The sequence below is a fragment of the Sphaerisporangium aureirubrum genome (assembly GCF_042658925.1).
GTDB classification, from domain to species: Bacteria; Actinomycetota; Actinomycetes; order Streptosporangiales; family Streptosporangiaceae; genus Sphaerisporangium; species Sphaerisporangium aureirubrum.
Genome location: NZ_JBHSRF010000048.1, coordinates 45,814 through 65,960, shown reverse-complemented (window position 1 = coordinate 65,960; position 20,147 = coordinate 45,814). Strand labels below are relative to the sequence as shown.

At 72.8% G+C, this 20,147-nt stretch carries 20 protein-coding genes; 12 read left to right on the top strand and 8 right to left on the bottom strand.

The features are described from left to right. Positions 1-2,514 (top strand): ATP-binding protein (locus ACFP1K_RS26695; protein ID WP_380758184.1); only part of this gene is annotated, 2,514 nt, incomplete at its 5' end. A gap of 131 nt (positions 2,515-2,645) precedes the next feature. Here the strand turns inward: ACFP1K_RS26695 and ACFP1K_RS26690 are convergent. The 4 genes from ACFP1K_RS26690 to ACFP1K_RS26675 all read right to left on the bottom strand — a co-directional run bounded on the left by ACFP1K_RS26690 (position 2,646) and on the right by ACFP1K_RS26675 (position 6,237). Continuing rightward, positions 2,646-3,752, bottom strand: coding sequence for a serine hydrolase domain-containing protein (locus tag ACFP1K_RS26690; RefSeq protein WP_380758182.1), 1,107 nt, complete (start codon positions 3,750-3,752; stop codon positions 2,646-2,648). 76 nt (positions 3,753-3,828) lie between these two features. Continuing rightward, positions 3,829-4,413 (bottom strand): NADPH-dependent FMN reductase, encoded by a 585-nt coding sequence (locus ACFP1K_RS26685; RefSeq protein WP_380758180.1) that lies wholly within the window; start codon positions 4,411-4,413, stop codon positions 3,829-3,831. A 953-nt stretch (positions 4,414-5,366) separates the two neighbouring features. After that, positions 5,367-5,834 carry an SDR family NAD(P)-dependent oxidoreductase gene (locus ACFP1K_RS26680; protein ID WP_380758190.1) on the bottom strand — a complete coding sequence of 156 codons (468 nt, stop codon included), beginning with the start codon at positions 5,832-5,834 and terminating at the stop codon, positions 5,367-5,369. 49 nt (positions 5,835-5,883) lie between these two features. Beyond that, positions 5,884-6,237 carry a nuclear transport factor 2 family protein gene (locus tag ACFP1K_RS26675; protein ID WP_380758178.1) on the bottom strand — a complete coding sequence of 118 codons (354 nt, stop codon included), beginning with the start codon at positions 6,235-6,237 and terminating at the stop codon, positions 5,884-5,886. A gap of 91 nt (positions 6,238-6,328) precedes the next feature. On the opposite strand from ACFP1K_RS26675, the gene ACFP1K_RS26670 reads away from it, so the two are divergent. From ACFP1K_RS26670 to ACFP1K_RS26660, 3 genes are all read left to right on the top strand, one after another. Beyond that, the gene (locus tag ACFP1K_RS26670) at positions 6,329-6,838 is read left to right on the top strand and encodes a winged helix-turn-helix transcriptional regulator (RefSeq protein ID WP_380758176.1); all 510 of its coding nucleotides are present in this window, start codon (positions 6,329-6,331) and stop codon (positions 6,836-6,838) included. 98 nt (positions 6,839-6,936) lie between these two features. Beyond that, a complete protein-coding gene (locus tag ACFP1K_RS26665) occupies positions 6,937-7,932 on the top strand; it encodes a tyrosine-type recombinase/integrase (protein WP_380758174.1) in 996 nt (331 codons plus the stop codon). A gap of 56 nt (positions 7,933-7,988) precedes the next feature. Further along, positions 7,989-8,777, top strand: a complete 789-nt coding sequence (locus tag ACFP1K_RS26660) for a class I SAM-dependent methyltransferase (RefSeq protein WP_380758172.1) — start codon at positions 7,989-7,991, stop codon at positions 8,775-8,777. Between the two features lie 4 nt (positions 8,778-8,781). Here ACFP1K_RS26660 and ACFP1K_RS26655 read toward each other — a convergent pair whose 3' ends face one another. Then, positions 8,782-9,180, bottom strand: coding sequence for a RidA family protein (locus tag ACFP1K_RS26655; protein WP_380758170.1), 399 nt, complete (start codon positions 9,178-9,180; stop codon positions 8,782-8,784). Positions 9,181-9,373: 193 nt separating this feature from the next. On the opposite strand from ACFP1K_RS26655, the gene ACFP1K_RS26650 reads away from it, so the two are divergent. Both ACFP1K_RS26650 and ACFP1K_RS26645 read left to right on the top strand, forming a co-directional pair. Further along, a complete protein-coding gene (locus tag ACFP1K_RS26650) occupies positions 9,374-10,381 on the top strand; it encodes a tyrosine-type recombinase/integrase (protein WP_380758168.1) in 1,008 nt (335 codons plus the stop codon). Positions 10,382-10,425: 44 nt separating this feature from the next. Beyond that, positions 10,426-11,403 carry an aldo/keto reductase gene (locus tag ACFP1K_RS26645; protein WP_380758167.1) on the top strand — a complete coding sequence of 326 codons (978 nt, stop codon included), beginning with the start codon at positions 10,426-10,428 and terminating at the stop codon, positions 11,401-11,403. Positions 11,404-11,522: 119 nt separating this feature from the next. Here the strand turns inward: ACFP1K_RS26645 and ACFP1K_RS26640 are convergent, their stop codons facing one another. Together ACFP1K_RS26640 and ACFP1K_RS26635 are read right to left on the bottom strand one after the other, a co-directional pair. Continuing rightward, positions 11,523-12,566 carry a DUF4037 domain-containing protein gene (locus tag ACFP1K_RS26640; protein ID WP_380758165.1) on the bottom strand — a complete coding sequence of 348 codons (1,044 nt, stop codon included), beginning with the start codon at positions 12,564-12,566 and terminating at the stop codon, positions 11,523-11,525. 157 nt (positions 12,567-12,723) lie between these two features. Next, positions 12,724-13,470 carry a hypothetical protein gene (locus tag ACFP1K_RS26635; RefSeq protein WP_380758163.1) on the bottom strand — a complete coding sequence of 249 codons (747 nt, stop codon included), beginning with the start codon at positions 13,468-13,470 and terminating at the stop codon, positions 12,724-12,726. Positions 13,471-13,587: 117 nt separating this feature from the next. Here ACFP1K_RS26635 and ACFP1K_RS26630 point away from each other — a divergent pair, with 117 nt between their 5' ends. The 6 genes from ACFP1K_RS26630 to ACFP1K_RS26605 all read left to right on the top strand — a co-directional run bounded on the left by ACFP1K_RS26630 (position 13,588) and on the right by ACFP1K_RS26605 (position 19,326). Continuing rightward, positions 13,588-14,235 carry a TetR/AcrR family transcriptional regulator gene (locus tag ACFP1K_RS26630; protein ID WP_380758161.1) on the top strand — a complete coding sequence of 216 codons (648 nt, stop codon included), beginning with the start codon at positions 13,588-13,590 and terminating at the stop codon, positions 14,233-14,235. A gap of 177 nt (positions 14,236-14,412) precedes the next feature. Then, positions 14,413-14,805 carry a GntR family transcriptional regulator gene (locus tag ACFP1K_RS26625; protein ID WP_380758159.1) on the top strand — a complete coding sequence of 131 codons (393 nt, stop codon included), beginning with the start codon at positions 14,413-14,415 and terminating at the stop codon, positions 14,803-14,805. Beyond that, on the top strand, positions 14,802-15,692 hold the full coding sequence (locus ACFP1K_RS26620; protein ID WP_380758157.1) for an ABC transporter ATP-binding protein: 891 nt from the start codon (positions 14,802-14,804) through the stop codon (positions 15,690-15,692). The genes ACFP1K_RS26625 and ACFP1K_RS26620 overlap by 4 nt, the downstream gene beginning before the upstream one ends. After that, entirely contained in the window at positions 15,689-16,741 is a 1,053-nt protein-coding gene (locus tag ACFP1K_RS26615; protein WP_380758155.1) for an ABC transporter permease, read from the top strand. Before ACFP1K_RS26620 ends, ACFP1K_RS26615 begins: the two co-directional genes overlap by 4 nt. Then, on the top strand, positions 16,738-18,156 hold the full coding sequence (locus tag ACFP1K_RS26610; RefSeq protein WP_380758153.1) for a S41 family peptidase: 1,419 nt from the start codon (positions 16,738-16,740) through the stop codon (positions 18,154-18,156). Before ACFP1K_RS26615 ends, ACFP1K_RS26610 begins: the two co-directional genes overlap by 4 nt. A 12-nt stretch (positions 18,157-18,168) precedes the next feature. After that, entirely contained in the window at positions 18,169-19,326 is a 1,158-nt protein-coding gene (locus ACFP1K_RS26605; RefSeq protein WP_380758151.1) for an alpha/beta hydrolase family protein, read from the top strand. Positions 19,327-19,332: 6 nt separating this feature from the next. Here the strand turns inward: ACFP1K_RS26605 and ACFP1K_RS26600 are convergent, their stop codons facing one another. Then, positions 19,333-20,100, bottom strand: a complete 768-nt coding sequence (locus ACFP1K_RS26600; RefSeq protein WP_380758149.1) for a GNAT family N-acetyltransferase — start codon at positions 20,098-20,100, stop codon at positions 19,333-19,335. Positions 20,101-20,147 lie beyond the last annotated feature (47 nt).

Below are 20,147 nucleotides of genomic sequence, written 5' to 3'. Positions count from 1 at the left end.
GGCCGCGACGACGCCCTCACCGACATCACCGCACAACTCACCCGCCACCGCCTGGTCACCCTCACCGGCCCCGGCGGCGTCGGGAAAACCCGCCTCGCCCTGGAAACCGCCACCCGCCTGGCCCCCACCTTCCCCGACGGCGTCCGCCTCGTCGAACTCGCCGCCCTCGACCGCTCCGGCACCACCGGCACCCTCAACGCCGTCACCGGCACCCTCACCACCGCCCTGGACATCCGCGACACCACCGACACCCCCGCCACCCCCCTGGACCGCCTGTCCACCGCCCTGCGCGACCGCCGCATGCTGCTGGTCCTGGACAACTGCGAACACCTCGTCGACCACGTCGCCCACCTCACCGCCCACCTGCTGCGCACCGCCCCCGGCCTGCGCGTCCTGGCCACCAGCCAAGAACCCCTCGCCCTCGCCGGAGAGATCGTCTGGAACGTCCCGCCCCTCGACGTCCCCGGCCCCCACCCCGACCCCGGCCGGCTCCACACCTCCAGCGCCGTACGACTGTTCACCGCACGCGCCGCCGCCGCCACCCGCGGCTTCACCCTCGACGACACCACCGCCCACGCCGTCGCCACCCTGTGCCGGCGCCTCGACGGCATCCCCCTGGCCCTCGAACTCGCCGCCACCAAGGTCCCCGCCCTCGGCGTCCACGGCCTGGTCGCCCGCCTCGACGACCGCTTCCGCCTCCTGGCCACCGGCCACCGCGGCGCCCCACCCCGCCAGCAAACCCTCACCGCCATGATCGACTGGAGCTGGGAACTCCTCACCCCCGACGAACGCACCGTCCTGCGCCGCCTCGCCGTCCACGCCGACGGCTGCGCCCTCGACGCCGCCGAAGCCGTCACCTCCGGCCCCGGACTACCCCCCGCCGCCGTCCTGCCCATCCTCACCCGCCTGGTCGACCGCTCCCTGGTCACCGCCGTCCACACCACCGACGGCCCCCGCTACCGCCTGCTCGAATCAGTCGCCCACTACTGCGCCGAACGCATGCACCACACCGGCGAACTCCCCGACGTCCGCGCCCGCCACCGCCACCACTACACCACCCTCGCCGAACACGCCGCCCCCCACCTGCACGGCCACCACCAGCGCCACTGGCTGCACCGCCTCGACACCGAGACCCCCAACCTGCGCCTGGCCCTGGAGAACGCCCTCACCACCGGCGACCCCCACCACGCCCTGCGCCTCACCACCGCCCTCACCTGGTACTGGTTCCTCCGCGGCCGCCTCACCGAAGCCCGCGACTCCCTCAAAGCAGCCCTCGACCTCCCCACCCCCCGCGACAACGACGCACCCGGCGGCGGCACCGGGCAGCACACCACGGGGGAGGAGCCCGCGGGGGAGCACCCCACCGCAGACCGGACCACCCTCACCGCGCTGCGCGCCGTCGCCGCCGCCTGGCACGCCGGCATCACCCTCCTGCAAGGCACCGCCACACCCGGCACCACCCCCCGCGACACCGCACACCACACCGCACACCACCTCGCCACCACCACCGGCGACCCCATCGCCCGCGCCCGCGCCCAATGGTTCCTCGCCTACGCCGGCATCGACGCCGGCGACCTCACCACCAGCAACGACCTCCTCGACCAGGCCCAGCCCGCCTTCGACACCCACGGCGACCACTGGGGCACCGCCGCCGTCCTCGTCACCCGCACCAAACTCGCCCACATCCGCGGCGACCTCACCACCCTCGACCACCACGCCCGCACCAGCGCCGCCACCTTCCGCACCCTCGGCGACCGCTGGGGCGAACTCCAGGCCACCGGCTGGCTCGGCGCCCTCGCCGAGATGACCGGCGACTACACCACCGCCGCCCGCCTCCACCACGACGGCCTGCGCATGGCCCGCGAACTCGACCTATGGCCCGACGTCGCCGGCCAGCTCGCCTGGCTCGGCTGGATCGCCCTCCAGCAAGCCGACTACACCACCGCCCGCGACCTGTGCCGGCAAGCCGCCACCCTCGCCACCGAACAAGGCTTCAAACCCCTGAAGATCTTCGCCGAGATGGGCCTCGGCTTCACCGCCCGCAAATCCGGCCACCTCGACACCGCCGAAACCCACCTGCGCACCGTCCTGGACACCACCCCCCACGACCACCACCACACCGAACCCGCCCCCCACCTGCCCATGATCCTCACCGAACTCGGCTACATCGCCGAACAACGCGGCGACCCCCACACCGCCCGCACCCTCCACCTCCAAGCCCTCACCCTCGCCCAGCGCTTCGACGCCCCCCGCGAAAAAGTCCTCGCCCTCGAAGGACTCGCCGGAGCCCTCACCCTCACCGGCCACCACACCCACGCCGCCCACCTGCTCGGCGCCGCCCGCGCCCTGCGCACCGCCGCCGCCCTGCCCCTGGCCCCCGCCGAACAAGCCGACATCGACCGCATCACCACCCGCGCCCGCGACACCCTCGGCGACACCCCCTACACCGACGCCTACCACCACGGCACCACCCTCACCCCTGACCAGGCCGGCGACCTGGCCCGCACCCCCTGAACACACCGCCCCCCGGACACGCCGAAGGCCGGCCCCCAGATCTGGCAACCGGGGACCGGCCCTGTTCGGCCCGGCTGCGGTACGGGCCGAGTCCGCGAACTACCTCACCACCCCCAGGGTGGCCACCGGCCTCAGGCCAGCGCCTTGGTCACGATGTCCGACACCACACCCACCGTCGTGTAATCACCCGGCGAGAAACTCACCTTCGTGATCGCCAGCGCCGTCCCCGTACCAAGATCCGCGTCCGCCAGGCTCCCCCCGGCGCCGGGCCACCCGATGATCGGACCCGGCGGGGGAGTGGCCACCGGCCGCGCCAGGTTGTACCCCAGCCCGTACTGCGTCGGATAACTGAAGATCTCGTCCACACCCTGCGACGACACCTGCGACACCTCCTTCAGCCGCTCCGGCGAGATCAGCCGCACCCCGTCCACCGGCCCCAGCAGCGCCGCGTACACCTTCGCCACACCACGCGCCGTCACCGTGCCACCCGCCGGGATGTCCGCACCCAGGAAATCGGCCCGGTTGCACAACTCCGGACTCAGCTGCACCGCCCTCGGCGCGATCTTGAAGAACGTCGGCATCATCGCCTCCAGCTGGTCCAGATCGATCGGCGGACCCGCCGCCTCCAGCTTCGCCACCCGGGACAGATGCTCCGCCGGAACCCCGAAGAACACCTCGTCCGCGATACCCAGCGGACCCGCCACCTCCTCCGCCAGCACCTGCGAGATCCGCCGGCCCGTAGCCCGCCGCACCACCTCACCCACCAGGTAACCGAACGTCTGCGGGTGATACCCGATCTTCGTACCCGGCTCCCACCACGGCTCGGCGTCCGCCAGCGCGGCTGTGATCTTCTCCCAGTCCACCAGGTCCTCCGGCGTGGTGTCCGCCGGCACCGCCGGCAGGCCCACACTGAAGTCCAGCACCTGCCGCAACGTCGCCCGCCCCTTGCCGTGCGCCGCGAACTCCGGCCACACGTCCGCGATCGGCGCGTCGTACTCCAGCACACCCCGCTCGGCCAGCACGTGCACCACCGCCGACGTCAGGCTCTTACCCGTCGACGAACTGTAGATCGGCGTGTCACCGGTCAGCGCCCGCCCGGTCTCCGCGTCCGCCACCCCGGCCACCGCGTCCACCAGCAACTCACCGTCCCGGTACACCGCCACCTGCAACCCTCGCTCGGCACCCGAGGCGACCAGCCCGTCGATGGCGTCCTGCACCTGCTGCTGAAGATCACTCATGATTTTCCGACCCTTTCGTCGTGAACGATGGATGGACACCGCCCGGGACACACCCGGCGGCGACGAACCTTTGACCTCACGTGGTGTACGGCCGCCTGGCACGCGCCTCACGAAGCGCCAGCGCCCACCAGGCCAGCTGGTCCAGCGTGGACTTGACGTCGGCCTGGAACCCGGCCCGCGGCCAGCTCCCATCGGCCGCGAACCACTCCCAGTAACAGGGAAGACTCACACAGCTACGGATCGGCACCGCGTGCAGCTCACCGAACACCTGCCGCAACTGCGCCACCGCCAGCAGGCCACCCGACTCCCGGCCATAGGCCACGAACGTCACCGGCTTGGCCTTCCACTCCTCGTAGTACCAGTCGATCGCCGTCTTCAGCGGCGCCGGGAAACTCTGGTTGTACTCCGGCGTCACCACCACGAACGCGTCCGCGGCCGCCAGCCGCGGCGCCAGCGCCCGCACCGGCGGGGGAGCGGCCTGATCCTGATCGGCCAGCGTGTCGGGCAACGCCGCCTCGGCCAGATCGATCACATCGACCACCATGTCCCCGCGCCTCCCGGCCCGCCCCGCGAACCACCCGGCCACCGTCGGCCCGAACCGCCCGCGACGCGTACTGCCGATGATGACCGCCACCCGCAACCGATCGCCGTCTCCCAACACCAGCGGCCTCCTAACCGACACCCCGCCCGACACCCCCCACCATGCCCACCCCCCTTTACGGCCCATTTCCCATACCCTTACGGCCCGAGCCCCCCACCCCGCCGGCAACGGGGGAGTGGTCACGTAATCCCAGGTCAAAGCGAGTGCACCACCCAAAGACAAAGATCGCCCCAGCACCCGAAGACAGAAAAGCGGGGCAGCACGCACCCGAACACCGGAATGAACACCCGCCGCCCCGGGAATCAGAGATAAACCCCACCCCCACCTCTAACCAAACAGAATCCACCTTCTGTCTGGTTACAACCGATTAGCCCAGGCCACCCCAATCCGCCCCGCACAGCAACGTCCGCACCACCACGACAGCCAACCGACCCCGGCCAGCCGCGGCCCTCAGCACGACACACTCACCAACCCCACCATGATCACCGCCGGTAACGCCACCCGCCAAGATCGTGACAACGCGTCACGCCCATATACAGCCGGTAACCACACACCCCCAAAGGCCCCGTAATCAACCGTTCGGCCTGGTCAGCATCCCAGGAGGGGCGTTCGGCCTGGCCAGGGTCTCAGGACCGGTGTGCGGCCTGGTCAAGGTCTTAGACCGGTGCAAGGTCTTAGGACCGGTGTGCGGCCGCGGTGCGGCCGCCGCCTCCGGCCGCTCGTTGACCCTCCCACCCATTTCGGCGCCGGGTCGGCGAGAAGGTGTGCGGCGAAGTCGGCGCCGTTGTACGGCGGGCGGCTCGGAGCCCCTCTCGGTGGTACGCTCTTCCATATTTCATGCATAATCGCACTTATGCTGCATTCAGGATTCCCGCTCTTCTGAGGATGCCGCTCTCCCGGCACGCCCTGCCTTCCCCGCCCCGGAGGCTGCCGGCCAATGCTGGAAGTTGTGAAGGTGGGCAACGCGGTGCCCGTGTTGAAGGAAGTGGCCGGCGCTCTGGCGACCGATCCGATCACTCGCCGACTCGGCGGACGAGAGTCCTACTGCCGTCGCCGGACCATGTCCCCCGATCGCGACCCGCTACGCGCCCGTCCGCCATCCCACAGTCATCGGGTGGCATGTGAGGTGTTGAGATCGTCGGCGTGGATCCGCCGGCCTGTCGCCAGCCCCCCTCCCCCACGACCGTCACCACGTTCGGCCGCGCAAGTTCCCGGACCGGTTCCTCGCCGTACAACGGCGCCGACTTCGCCGCACACCTTCTCGCCGACCCGGCGCCGGAGTGGGGGTGGTCAACGAGCGGCCGGAGGCGGCGGCCGCACGCGCCGCACGTGGCCGTGCTCCGTGGCGGCGGTGTAGTGGCCGAAGCCGGTACTCCTCTGAGGCCGGCCACCGAGGAGACGTCGACGATGCGGCCTTGGCGGCGGGCGCGCATCCGGGGTAGGACGGCGCAGGTGACGGTGAGGACGGCGAAGAAGTTCAGGTCGAACGCGAAGCCGCCGGGGGGCCTCCGGTGATGAACCAGGGTCTGTTCACGGTTCGATGACCAGGTGGTCGATGAGGTCGGCGGTCAGGGTGAAGTGGAAGCGCAGGTCCGCCGCTCCTCCGGGGAAATCGCCGGTCAGGTGCTGGGTGACGGTGCAGCGGTCGTCGCCGGTGTGTTCGGCGGCGGTGGGTGTGATCGTGTAGGTGTAGGCGGCGGCGGTGCGGTTCATCCAAGCGGTGATGGCGGCGGTGCCGGTGTGGGTGTGGCCGTCGTCGGTCACGGTGGCGCCGGGGGTGAACAGGCGGAGCTGGGCGGTGGTGTCGTGGTGGCGGTGGGCGGTGAGGTAGGCGGTGACGGGGGCGGGGAGTGCGTCGAGGGCGATCGCCTGGTTGTGTGGCATGGTTTGTCCTGTTCGTTGGGTCGCGCGGACACACGAGTGACTGCTAAAATGAAACCAACTGACTTCGATAATAGCAGTGACTCTGAGAGGGATGTCCATGCCGGCCCGGACCAGGCAGGAAGACCGCGAGTGCCCGCTGTCGGCCACCATCGAGCACATCGGCGAATGGTGGACCCTCCTGCTCCTGCACGACGCCTTCGACGGCTACACCCGCTTCGACCAGTTCCAGGAGAACCTCCGCATCTCCTCCAGCATGCTCACCAGCCGCCTCAAATCCCTGGTCGCCGACGGCCTCCTGGAACGCCGCCCCTACCAGACCAACCCGGTACGCCACGAGTACGTGCTCACCGAACTGGGCCGCTCGCTGCGCCCCGTCCTGGTCGCCATGGCCGCCTGGGGCAACGCCCGCCTGTCCCCCGGGGAACGCAGCATGATCCTCGTCGACGCCGCCACCGGCCAGGAGGCCGAACCCGTCGTCGTCGACGCCCGGACCGGCAACCGCCTCGACGACAGCCACGCCTACGTCTTCACCGCCGGCCCGGCCGCCGGCCCCGCCATGCGCGCCCGCTACGTCCCCCGGCACGACGAGCCCGCACCCTGAGCAGGCGTGTCGGCGTTTCGTCACCACATCGGACGGTGTTTGCCGCATAATCGCAGGATCGGAATGATCAAGGAGCGGGCCGCGCGCGGGAGGCCGAAATGGGAGACCGGGACACCTGCCTGCCCGGCGCGGCGGCCGAGTTCGTCTCCTCGCTGCGCACCAAGAAACTGTCCCCCCACACCGTCGCCGCCTACCAGCGCGACCTGCACCTGATCACCCGCCTCGCCGCCGCCCAGGCCGGCGTCCCCGCCGAGGACCTGGCGGTGGAACACATCACCGGGCGGCTGATGCGGTCCGCGTTCGCCGACTTCGCCGAACCCCGCTCCCCCGCCAGCGTCAACCGCGCCTGGAGCGCCTGGAACCAGTTCCTGACGTTCTGCGTCGCCGAAGGCCTGCTGGAAGGCAACCCCATGGCGGCGGTCCCCCGCCCCAAACAACCCGCCAAGGCCCCCAAACCCCTGCTCGGCGACGGCAGCGCCTCCGCCACGCTGCTGCGCCGCATCGCCGACGGCGCCCGCGAGGCCCGCGACCCCTGGGTGGAACGCGACCTGGTGGTGCTCGCCCTCGCCCTGGTCACCGGCATGCGGTCCGCCGAACTGCTCGGCATCACCCTGGGATCCATCGGCGGCGCCCCCGGCGACCGCCGCATCCAGGTGATCGGCAAAGGCGGCAAGGCCCGCTCCCTGCCCATCGAGCCGCCCATCGAGCACCTCATCGACGGCTACCTGCGCAGCCGCCTGCAGCGGTTCGGCCTGGACACGCTCCCCCGCTCCGCCCCCCTGCTGGTCGACACCAGGAACCGGCCCCTGCAACGCGGCGGCCTGCAATACCTGGTACGCCAGTGCTACCGGTACGCCGGCATCAACGACCGCGTACAGCGCGGCACCCTGGTGCACGCCCTGCGGCACGAGTTCGCCACCCGGCTCGCCGAACGCGGCGCCACCGCGCACGAACTCATGGAACTGCTCGGCCACTCCTCCATCGTCACCGGCCAGGCCTACATCGCCTCCACCGCCCGCGAGGTGCGCAACGCCGCCCGCGGCAACCCCGCCTACGGCGTCCTGAACGACCTCACCTCCCCCGGCGCCCCCTGACAGCACCGGCGGAAAATCGGGTTGCCCGGCCCGCACGGCGCTGGCGATGATCGGGTATGGCGCTGACACCGGAACTGCTCGCCTACTACGAGCAGGGCAGAGAACACGACCGGCTCCGCACGGGCCGTGGACGGCTGGAGTTCTGGCGCACCCAGGACGTGCTGCGCCGCGTGCTGCCCCCCGCCCCCGCACGCGTGCTCGACGTGGGCGGCGGAACCGGCGTGCACGCCGAATGGCTGGTCGCCGACGGATACACCGTGGAACTGCTCGACCCGATCCCCGCGCACGTCGAACAGGCCGCGCGGCTGCCCGGCGTGACGGCACGGACGGGCGACGCGCGCGACCTGCCCGTGCCGGACGCCTCGGCGGACGCCGTGCTGCTGCTCGGCCCGCTGTACCACCTGGCCCACCGCGACGACCGCGTACGCGCCCTCGCTGAGGCCCGGCGCGCGGCACGGCCCGGCGGGGTGGTCGCCGCGGCGACCATCAACCGGCACGCGGCCGTACTCGACACCGTCTACCTCGGCCTGTACCAGCACGAACCGGAACGCCAGGCGGCGCACTCGGCGGCGGCCGACGGCATCATGTTCTCCCCCGGGCACGGCTTCACCGCCTACTTCCACCACCCCGACGACGTCCCCGGCGAATTCGCCGACGCCGGGCTCCCGGCGGCGGCACGCCACGGGCTGGAAGGAGCGTTCTGGCTCTACGGCGACGTCGGCGAATGGCTCGACGACCCGGCGCGCCGGGAACTGCTGCTCGGCGCGCAACGCTCGATGGAGTCGGACCCCTCCCTGCTCGGCGTCAGCGGCCACATGCTGACGGTGGCCCGGCGGCCGAGGTGACGCGTCAGGGCACCACGGCGGTCGCGGTGATCTCCACCAGCTGACCGGTGTAACCCAGGAAGGACACACCCAGCAGGGTCGAGGTGTGGGGACCGGCCGACAACTCCGACGCCCGCACCACCTCCCACACCTTCACCAGATCCGCGTGATCGGCGGTGGCGACGTACACCGTGCTTGCGATGACATGCCGCAGATCACTGCCGGCGGCGCGCAGCGCGGCGGACAGGTTGTCCAGGACCTGCCGGGTCTGCGCGACAGGGTCACCCGGCCCCACCAGGCGGCCCTCGGCGTCCATGGGCACCGCACCGGCCAGGAACACCAGCCGCTCCCCCGCCTCCACGACCGCCGTGTGCGCGTACCCCGGCGGCGTGAGCAGTCCGGGTACCGTCGCCCGCGTCACCATGCCGAAAGCCTCCCCCGTACCGGGAATCCGATATGTCGTGAACCGGCGCCCATGATGCCGACCCCCCGGCCCCCTGTCACCAGGTTTTCCCCCCCACCCACCACCCCACCGCCCCCCCGGGGATGCGGAATGTCGGTGGCGGCGGGTACCGTCGGCTGATCATCGCCCAGCGGCCGACGGACGGAGAGGATCCATGCGCCCCGCAGACCTCAATCGCCTGACCGTGCACGAATCCGCCGACCGCTACCTCGACCTGGTCCGCGCCCGCACCGTCACCGGCGCCCTCTCCCCCGCCACCGCCGAGGTCTACGCCCGCGACATCGCCACCTTCGCCGAACTCTCCGGCCACGACCTCGTCCTCGACGACCTCACCGGCGAAGACGTCGACGCCGTCCTGCTCGCCTTCGCCCGCAAACCCGACGGCCGCCGCTCCTCCCCCGCCACCGGCGGCCAGAGCGCCGCCTCCCAGTCCCGGTTCCGCCGCTCGGTCTCGGCGTTCTTCAAACACGCCGCCCTCACCGGCTGGGTCCAGATCGACCCCATGACCACCGCCACCGTCACCGCCCGCGACCGCGGCGGCCTGCGCCCCGAACGCCGCGCCCTCACCCGCGAACAAGCCCAAGGCCTGGTCGGCGCCGCCCGCTCCCTCACCGGCACCGAACCCCACGAAGGCCGCCGCGACCAGCGCACCCACCTGCGCGACGCCCTCATCGTCATGCTGCTGTCCACCCTCGGCCCCAGAGTCTCCGAACTCGTCCGCGCCAACGTCGAAGACTTCTACACCAACGACGGCATCCGCTACTGGCGCATCTTCGGCAAAGGCGGCCGCACCCGCGACATCCCCCTGCCCGGCGACGTCGCCGACGTCCTGGACGCCTACCTGCGCACCGGCCGCCCCGCCACCCCCGACAAAGCCCTCCTGCTGTCGTGGCGCGGCCGCCGCCTGGCCCGCGGCGACGTCCAGGCCGTCATCGACCGCGTCCAGCGGCACGTCGACCCCGCCCAGCGCCGCACCGTCACCCCCCACGGCCTGCGCCACACCACCGCCACCCACCTGCTCGCCGACGCCGTCGACATGGACGCCGTCCGCCGCGTCCTCGGCCACAGCGACCTCGCCACCCTCGGCCGCTACCGCGACGAACTCCCCGGCGAACTCGAAGTCGCCATGCGCACCCACCCCCTGCTCCGCCCACCCCGCTGACCCCACGGCCCAAGATCACCACGCACCGCCGTACGATGCCGCATGTGGAACAACGAGTATTGGGCAGGACAGGCCGGCAGGTCGGCGTCGTCGGCCTCGGCGCATGGCAGCTCGGCGCCGACTGGGGCGAGGTCGGCGAGGACGAGGCCCTCGCCACGCTGCACGCCGCCGTCGACGCCGGGGTGACGTTCATCGACACCGCCGACGTGTACGGCGACGGCCGCAGCGAGCAGATCGTCGGCCGCCTCATCAAGGAACGCCCCGGGCTGACCGTGGCCACCAAGATGGGCCGCCGCGTCCCGCAGAAGCCCTCGGCCTACACCCTGGACAACTTCCGGGCCTGGAACGACCGATCCCGGCAGAACCTCGGCGTCGACACCCTCGACCTGGTGCAGCTGCACTGCCCCCCGACCCCGGTGTACTCCACCCAGGCGGTGTACGACGCCCTGGACACCATGGTGGCCGAAGGCCGCGTCGCCGCCTACGGCGTGAGCGTCGAGACCTGCGAGGAGGCCCTCGCCGCGATCGCCCGCCCCGGCGTCGCCAGCGTGCAGATCATCCTCAACGCGTTCCGCCTCAAGCCCCTGGAGCGGGTGCTGCCCGCCGCGGCCGCGGCCGGCGTCGGCATCATCGCCCGGGTCCCGCTGGCCAGCGGCCTGCTGTCGGGCCGCTACACCGCCGGCACCACCTTCGGCGCCGACGACCACCGCGGCTACAACCGGCACGGCGAGGCGTTCGACGTCGGCGAGACGTTCTCCGGCGTCGACTACGCCACCGGCCTGGAGGCCGTCGAGCGGCTGCGCCCGCTGGTGCCCGAGGGCATGACGATGGCGCAGTTCGCGCTGCGCTGGATCGTCGACCAGCCCGGCGTGAGCGTCGTCATCCCCGGCGCCCGCAACGAGGACCAGGCCACCGCGAACGTCGCCGCCGCGGGCTTCGCCCCGCTGGACGACGAGACCCACGCCGCGGTGACCGCGGTGTACGACGAGCTGATCCGCCCGCAGGTGCATCACCGCTGGTAGACCCCTCCCCCGGCCCTCCGCCCCGGCGGAGGGCTTCCTCGTGGGTGAAGGGTTTTCGGGTGGGTCCGGGTTTTCTGGACCCACCCGGCGCCTTTACTTTGTAGATTTCTAAGTGGCCCTCAGGCCGCGGGGTGGGCGGCGCGGGACAGGTGGGCCGAGTGGCGGGCGTCGCCGAGGATGTCGGTGCTGTCGCAGAACTGGTCGATGGAGCCGGCGAACGGCATGTCCCCCAGCGGCGGGCCGACCGTGGCCAGCAGGGCGTCGGCGAAGCGGTCCGCCCCGATGACCATGAACGGGCGGTCGAAGTAGGGCCGTACCGTCTCCTCCAGCGGTGCGGTGAGCCGCAGCCGGTTGTGCAGGGCGGCGACGCGTTCGTAGGCGCGGCACAGGTGTTCCTCGCGTTCGCGCCAGTTGCGGGCCGCCAGGGCCGCGGTGAACCTCTCCCCCAGTTCGGCCGAGCCGCCGAGGCGGGCGAAGGCGCTGCCCAGCCACTTGGCGTACGGGGGGTAGCGGCGGCGCATCAGCAGGCACAGCCGCATCAGGTCCTCGATGAGGCGGGCGGTGACCACGACCGAGCCGAGGTCGTCGCCGACCTCGCCGCAGCGGCCGGGGAACGCCTCCAGCTGGGCGACGCGGCGCCACTGGCAGGCCAGGACGTACCGCCACAGGGGCGGGGGGTACCAGCGCAGGTTGTCGCGTGCGGCGGCGAGCTCGCCGAGGCCGTCGTGGAACACCTCGCCGCTGGTGGTCTCCGCCAGGCGCTGCCAGGACACACCGAGCCAGTCGGCGGTGGTGATCTCGCCGCGCGGGTCGAAGCCGAGGCGGGCCCGCGCCCAGGTGCCGAGGTCGGTGACCTGTACGCCGTGGTTGACCGAGCGGTGCGCCGGGCCGTAGGTGGTGGGATAGCCGCCGAAGCGGTCGGGCAGGCGGCCGTCCAGGCGTTTGGCCAGGGCGGGGACCTGTGAGGGGTCGGTGAAGACCAGCACCCGCGGACCGAAGTCGTGGTCGGCGGAGCGCTGGGTGTCGAAGGCCAGGACTTCCGATCCGGGCCCTATGAGTGCGGCACCGTGTGGCACCTCCCCGATGAGGGGACGCACCAGTTGGGTGTAGAAGGCGCGGGACAGCTCCCGGCCGGGAACGAAGCCTGATACGAAATCGGACATCACTTCATCACTGTGCCTGGCGTCCGCTCCGGGTTCACCTGGTTTTCCGCGCCACGGCCCGGAACGGCAGGTCAGGGGCCGATCGGCCACCCGCGGGCCCTGCCGCCCGGGGCCCGGAAGCCGGGCCCTGAGGCGGCTTCGCGGGGCGGGCCGAGCGTCAGAGGCCTTGCTTGCCGGTGGCCCAGTACGGCTTGGTGGTGACGGCGCGGCGCGGCAGGATCCGGCCGGCGACGAGCGCGTGCCGCTGGCGCTGGATGGACCGGGCGTGGCCGAGCAGCAGAGCGCCGTCGAGGCCCGCGAGCTCGCCGCCGGCGGCGGCGCGCTCGCCCCCGGCGGCGGCGCGCTCGCCCCCGGCGGCGGCGCGCTCCAGCCAGGACTGCAGCGCGTCGCCGGGCGCCTGCCCGGCGGGCAGGAAGCGGTACCGGGGCCAGCGATCGGTGAGGGGCGCGACGGCGTCCGGCGGCACCTCGACGGTGACGACGGGGTCGCCGCCTGCCCGGGCGTAGGCGTCGATGGTGCCGAGGGCGCAGCCGTCGCCGAGGTAGAGGCGCCGGGTCCCGTGCTCGCGCAGCGGCCGGTGCCGGGCGGTCAGCACCGTCGTCCCGGTGCCGGGGCGCAGGCGGCGGATCCAGTCCGTGCCGGGCCCTTCGGCGTGGGTGGCGGCGAGGACGCCGATGTGCTCGGCGTCCGGGCCGCTCACCGTGCGCACCGTGTAGCGGCGGCCCAGGGTGGGGGTGACGCGGAACTGGATCTCGTGGCCGGGGCGCCATCCGCCGGGCGGCGCGGCGGCGCGCAGTTCCAGTTCGAGGAAGCCGGGGGCGGGCTCGTGGACGCCGAGTACGCGCGCCGGGCGTCCCAGGGCCGATTCCATGAGGTCGCCGAGGGCGGCGGGTGCTTGGGGCATGGGCTGGTCCTCTTCTCGGAAAGGAAGAAGGGGCGGGGGCTGAGGCCTCGATCGCACACTACACTGTGCAGTGTAGACAGTGCACTGATCGGTGTAGACTGCCGCGCGGAGGTGCGGATGAGCGCGGCCGGCACGGAGAAGACGGTGCGCGAGGGGTCCCCGGTGAAGCGGGCGGCGATCGTGACCGCCGCGCGGGAGCTCTTCGTGCGTGACGGGGTGGACCGCGTCAGCATGGACGCCGTCGCGGCCCTGGCCGGGGTGTCCAAGCGCACCGTGTACGACTACTTCGGCGACAAGCGGCGCCTGTTCCTGGCCATCCTCTCCGACGCGGCCGAGTCGCTGACCGCCTCGGTGCGCCGGGCCCTGGACGAGCACCTGGCCGACGACGCGGGGATCACGACGGTGCCGCGGCTGGAGCAGGCGCTCACCGCGTTCGCGATCGACCTCGGCACGACGATCCACTCAGCCGACTACGCCGCCGTGTTCGCCCTCGTCGCCCAGCAGCGCCTGCGGAACCCCGCCCCCGGGGACGACCTTGCGACGGGGGTGGCGGAGCAGGCGCTGACCGAGCGCATCGCCCATTACGCCGGCGCGGGGCTCCTGGACACCGGCGACCCGCGCCTGGCCGCCGCCCACTTCGGCGCCCTGACCGTCCTGCTGGCCTACAACGACCAGCCGGACCCCGCCAGAGCCGACCCCCGGCAGGTCCGCCAGACCATGGCCGACGGGGTTCACGCGTTCATCCGCGCGTACGCCACGCGCTAGCCAGGGCGCGTCTGCCGCCGCGGCGGCCACCGCTTCCCATCCGCCGGATGGTGATGAGCCGTGCCCGGCGACGGGAGGAATCCGGTGAACGTGGGGCGAAACCGATGCGGCGATCCTTATGAATCTTTAACATGTAGGAGGCTAAAGTGCTAGCAGGCTAGATAATTGGAGAAGCCGGTGATCGAGTTCCATCTGGACGGCGGGTCGGGTGTCTCGCCGTACCTGCAGCTGGTCCAGCAGGTACGGCACGCGCTGCGGCTCGGCCTGCTGCGGGAGGGCGACCAGCTGCCGACCGTCAAGGAGGTGGTGGCGCGGCTGGCGATCAACCCCAACACCGTGCTCAAGGCCTACCGGGAGCTCGAGCACAAGGGCCTGGCGGCGGCCCGGCCGGGCGTGGGGACGTTCGTCACCACGACGCTGACCGACGCCTCGCTGGCCGCCCACGGGCCGCTGCGTCAGGACCTGCGGCGCTGGCTGGCCAAGGCCCGCCGGGCCGGCCTCGACGAGGAGAGCATCGAGGCGTTGTTCATGGCCACCTTTCGGACCACCTCTCAAGAGGAGATAGCGTGACTTCCGTCCTGCGGGCCCAGGGATTGGGCAAGAGGTACGGCAAACGCTGGGCGCTGCGCGAGTGCACCATCGACATCCCGGCGGGCCACGTGGTCGGGCTGGTTGGCCCCAACGGAGCCGGCAAGACCACGTTGCTGAAGCTGGCCACCGGCCAGCTCCAGCCGACGGCGGGCGGCATCACCGTGCTCGGCGCCCCGCCGGGGGGCACCCCGGCGCAGCTGGCCAGGGTCGGGTTCGTCGCCCAGGACACCCCCGTCTACGCGGGCCTGACCGTCGCCGATCACCTGCGGGCGGGCGCACGGCTCAACCCCCGCTGGGACGCCGCCATGGCGAGCGAGCGTGTCGCGGAGCTCGGCCTGGCCCCCGCGCACCGGGCGGGCAAGCTGTCGGGCGGCGAGCGCGCCCAGCTCGCCCTCACCCTGGGCCTGGCCAAACGGCCCGAGCTGCTGATCCTGGACGAGCCCGTGGCGTCGCTGGACCCACTGGCCCGCCGGGAGTTCCTGCAGGGGCTGATGGAGGCCACCGTCGCGCACGAGTTCAGCGTGGTGCTCTCCTCCCACCTGGTCTCCGACCTGGAGCGGATCTGCGACTACCTGATCGTGCTGGTCGACTCGCGCGTGCGGGTGGCGGGCGAGGTCGACTGGCTGCTGGCCACCCATCACCGGCTCACCGGCCCGCGCCGCGATCCCGAGCGGCTCCCGGCGGACCAGCACGTGGTCTCCGCGCGCCACACCGACCGGCAGAGCACGTTCGTGGTCCGCACCGACGCCCCCATCCACGACCCTTCGTGGGTGGTCACCCAGCTCAGCATGGAGGACCTGGTTCTCGCCTACATGGACAAGCGTCCCGCCGCCGAGCGGCGGACCGCGCTGGAGGTGCAGCGATGATCTGGCTGACCTGGCGCCAGTTCCGCGGCTCGGCGGTGACGATGGCCGCGGTGCTCGCCGTGCTCGCCGGGGCCCTGGCCCTGACCGGGCCGGGCCTGGCCTCCCGCTACGCCGCCGGGATCGCCGACTGCACGGTGGACGACACCTGCACCGATTTCTTCGACCAGTTCTTCAGCGAACACCAGATCCCCTTCCTCGCCGTCGGCTTCGTCATGCTGGCCCTGCCCGCCCTCATCGGGCTGTTCTGGGGGGCACCGCTGATCACCCGGGAGCTGGAGGCGGGCACGCACCTGCTGGTGTGGAACCAGAGCGTCACCCGGGGCCGCTGGCTGGCGGTCAAGCTGGGGCTCACCGGCCTGGCGGCCATGGCCACCGCCAGCGTGAGCGGCCTGGTGGTGACCTGGTGGTCCGAACCCCTGGACCGGTCGGCCCTGCCGGAGCTGGCCCAGATGACCCCGGCGGTGTTCGGCGCGCGCGGCATCGCTCCGATCGGGTACGCGGCGTTCGCGTTCGTCCTCGGCGTGACCGTGGGCATGCTGGTCCGCCGCACGCTGCCCGCCATGGCGCTCACCCTGGCCGTCTTCGCCGCGATCCAGATCGCCATGCCGCTGCTGGTCCGCCCCCATCTGATGCCGCCGGTCACCTCGACCTTCGAGCTCAGCCGGGCCAACGTGGGCGGCATCAGCATCAAAAGGCACGGCGGCGGCCCCGTGTACATCTCCACCGAGGCGGCCGTTCCCGGCCACGCGGGCGCCTGGGTCCTGGCCAGCGACCTGGTCGACCCGTCGGGGCGCACCGTCGCCGGCAGCGGCGAGGAGGCACCCGTCCCCGTCTCCTCGACGTCGGGACCCTGCTCACCGCAGGGCGCGCCACAGGGACTGGACGCGTGCTGGATCGAGATCAACCGGCTCGGCTACCGGCAGAAGGCCGTCTACCAGCCCCTGGAGCGCTTCTGGCCCTTCCAGTGGATCGAGACCGGGATCTACGCCGTCCTCACCCTCGGCCTCACCTGGTTCTCCTTCTGGTGGATCCGCAGGCGCCTGTCATGACCGCCGTCCGGACCGCGGCCGCCGTGCTCGCCGTGCTGCTGACGGCGGCCTGCACGGCGCCGGAGCCGCCGCGCGGCCAGGCGGGCACGGAGGCCGCCACGGCCTGTGCGCGGCCCCAGGGGCCCCCGCAGGCGGAGACGCCCACCACGATCGACGTCGTCGAGCAGGCGTACTTCTGCATCCTCGGCAACTACTACAGCGGCGCCACGCTGGACGCCCGCTCCCTGCTGCTCGCCGGGTTCACCGCCCTGACGCGCGAGCTCAACCGCAACGGACGCGACGTGCCCGGCGCCACCATGCCGGCGCTGACCGGCGACCGGAAGGCCGACTGGGCGGCCTTCGAGGCCGTGTGGCGCAAGATCGCCGATCAGGTCCCCGGCCTCGGTGACAGGCTCGCCGTCGTCACCCTGGAGGCCGTCGTGGCCGCCCTCGGCGACAACCACGCCCGCTGGACGCACGGCGCCCAGCGGCCGCCCGGCTACTACGACGGCGACGGCTACGGCCTCGGCCTGCAGGCGAGCGTCAGCGCAGCCCAGGCGGACGGCGACCCGGGCCCCGCGCTGCCCCCGCTGTTCGTCACCGCCGTGCAGGGCGGCGCCGCGCGGGCCGCCGGGGTGCGCCCGGGCGACGTCATCGAGTCGATCGACGGATCGGCGCCGTTCGCCGGCGGCGAGGCCACCCCCGCGATCGCCGCCCTCTACCCCCGCTACCCGCGGGCGAGCCCGGTCCGGTTGCGGCTGCTGCGGCAGGCCACCGGCCGCCGCTGGACGGTCACCCTCGAACCCGGCCTCTTCCAGCGGGACCTGGCCGCCCTGCGGGTGGTGCGGCCGAGACTGCTGGGAGACGACGTCGCCCACGTCCAGCTGGCCGGGTTCGCGCCCGACGCCGCCAACAGGGTCCTGCGGGCGATCTCGCGGCTGCGCGCCGGCCGGACGCTGTCCGGTGTCGTGCTGGACCTGCGCGGCAACGGCGGCGGCAGCCCCGTGGAGGCGACGCGGCTGCTGAGCGCGTTCGCCCACGGCAAGGTCACCGCCTACCAGTGCACCGTGGACGGCCGATGCGAGGCAGGGCGGACCGACGACACCGTCGAGCTGCTCGGCCTGCCGCTGGTGGTGCTCACCGACCGCGACTGCGCCTCGGCGTGCGAGCACTTCAGCTCCGCGGTCAAGGACCTGCGGCTCGGCACGCTGGTCGGCACCAGGACCGCCGGGGTGATCTCCGGCCCGGCGCAGCCGTACCAGCTGCGCGACAACACCCTGCTGAGCTTCCCCGCCAGGCACCACCTCGGGCCGGACCGCGAGGTGATCGACCGGATCGGCGTGCCGCCCGACCACCACGTCCCCCTGACACCCGAGGACGCCGCCGCCGGGCGCGACCCGGCGCTGGCCAAGGCCCTGACCTTGCTGCACAAATGAACGGACCTCCCGATGAGACAGATCCTGGCAGTCGCCGCGGGGCTGGCCGTCCTGGCCGCGTCCGCCTGCTCGGCGCCCGCGCCGCCCCGGTCCGCCGCCACCGCCTCGGCCACGCCGACCGGCCCGGTCACCCTGCCGGCCCCCACCGGCGGCAGGCCGGTCGGCACCACCGTCCTGTACCTGACGGACACCTCCCGCGCCGACCCCTGGAACCTCGACGCCGCCGCCAGGGAGCTCAAGGTCACCCTGTGGTATCCGGCGGAGCGGGGGGACGGGCCGCGGGCGCCGTACATGACGGCGAAGGAGTCGGAGCTGCTGATGAAGGGTTCCGGGCTCGCCGGCGCGCCGTACGACACGCTGAGCAGGACGCGCACCAACGCCGTCCAGGACGCCGCGCCGGCGGGGCGCGGGCTTCCGCTGGTGGTGCTCTCCCCCGGCTTCACCAAGCCGGTGAGCACCCTCACTGCCCTGGCCGAGGATCTGGCCAGCCGGGGGTACGTCGTGGCCGGGATCGACCACACCTACGAGAACTACGCCACGACGTTCCCCGGTGGGCGGGTCGCCGAATGCCTGGCGTGTGACAGTGACACCGACCCGGGCTTCGGCACGGGGCTGGTCCAGGTCCGGGCGGCCGACGTGTCCTTCGTGCTGGACCGGCTGCCGTCGGAGTGGGACGGTTCCGGCGTCGTCGACCGCTCCAGGATCGCCATGGTGGGCCAGTCGATCGGCGGGGCGGGCGCGGTGGCGGCCATGCTGAAGGATTCGCGGGTGCGGGCCGGGATCGACATGGACGGCACCACCTACGCCCGGATCCCCAAGGGCGGGTTCTCCCGGCCGTTCATGTTCATGGGTTCGCCGCAGCACGTCCCCGGGGGCCGCGACAACTCCTGGGACCGCGACTGGAAGCTGCTGACCGGGTGGAAACGCTGGCTGGTGCTGACGGGCGCGGAACACATGTCGTTCACCGACGGCCCGCTGCTGGTGGACGCCCTCGGCGACAAGCCCCTGCCCGGCGTCCTGCCCGCGGCGCGCGCGGCCGAGCTCACCCGCACGTACGTGGCGGCGTTCCTCGACCGGCACCTGAGGTCGCGGCGGCAGCCCCTGCTGGACGGGCCGTCGTCCCGCCACCCCGAGGTCAGGTTCTGCCCCGCGGCCTGCGGGGGGACCTGAGGTTCCCTAGCCGGGGGCGGCGACGTGCGCGGCGGCGACCGGGTGGCGGGTGAAGCCGAGACGGTGGTACACGCCGATGGCGGTGTGGTTGCCGGAGTCGACCATGAGGGCGACGCGGCCGTGCTCGGCGAGCAGGGTGGTGACCAGGAAACGGCACACGGCCTCGGCGTGGCCGAGGCGCCGCTGTCCGGCGGCGGTGGCGACGCCGGCGATGAACCCGGCGCCGGGGGTGCTCCACGCGTCGGCGGCGACCGACGCGACGGCGCCGGTGTCGGAGCGCACCCCCGCCCAGCGGCGTACGCCGGGCAGGCCGGGCACGGCGTAGGAGCCGGGGTTGACCTCGGCGAGCAGGGCCGTGACCTCGGGGTCGTCCTCGGGGGCGAGCCAGCCCGCCTTGCCGGGGTCGCCGGGGGCGGGGGCGGCGGTGCGCATCCAGTCGAACGCGGCGGACAGCTCCAGCCCGGGGACGCGTCCGGCGAGGCCGCGGACCAGGTGCTCCTCCCCCAGCGGCCGGTACCCGGCGCCGGCCTCGGCCAGGGCGTGGCGGACCAGGGGGACGGCGTGCGCGAGGGGACCGCTCACCACCAGGCGGTCGCGGCGCGACAGGACGGGGCTGGCCACCGCGACGGCGTCCCCGCAGGCGAAGACGCGCACCCCGGGCCGCGAGCCCTGCACCGCCCAGAAGGTCATCAGGTCGCCGCCGGTGGCCGCCGCGACGTCGGCGGGACGGGTCAGCTCACGGGGCACCGGGGTCGAGGGGATCGGCACGGTCACGGTCTCACAGCATCACAAAGACGGGGCGGGGTCATCGGTGGCACTCG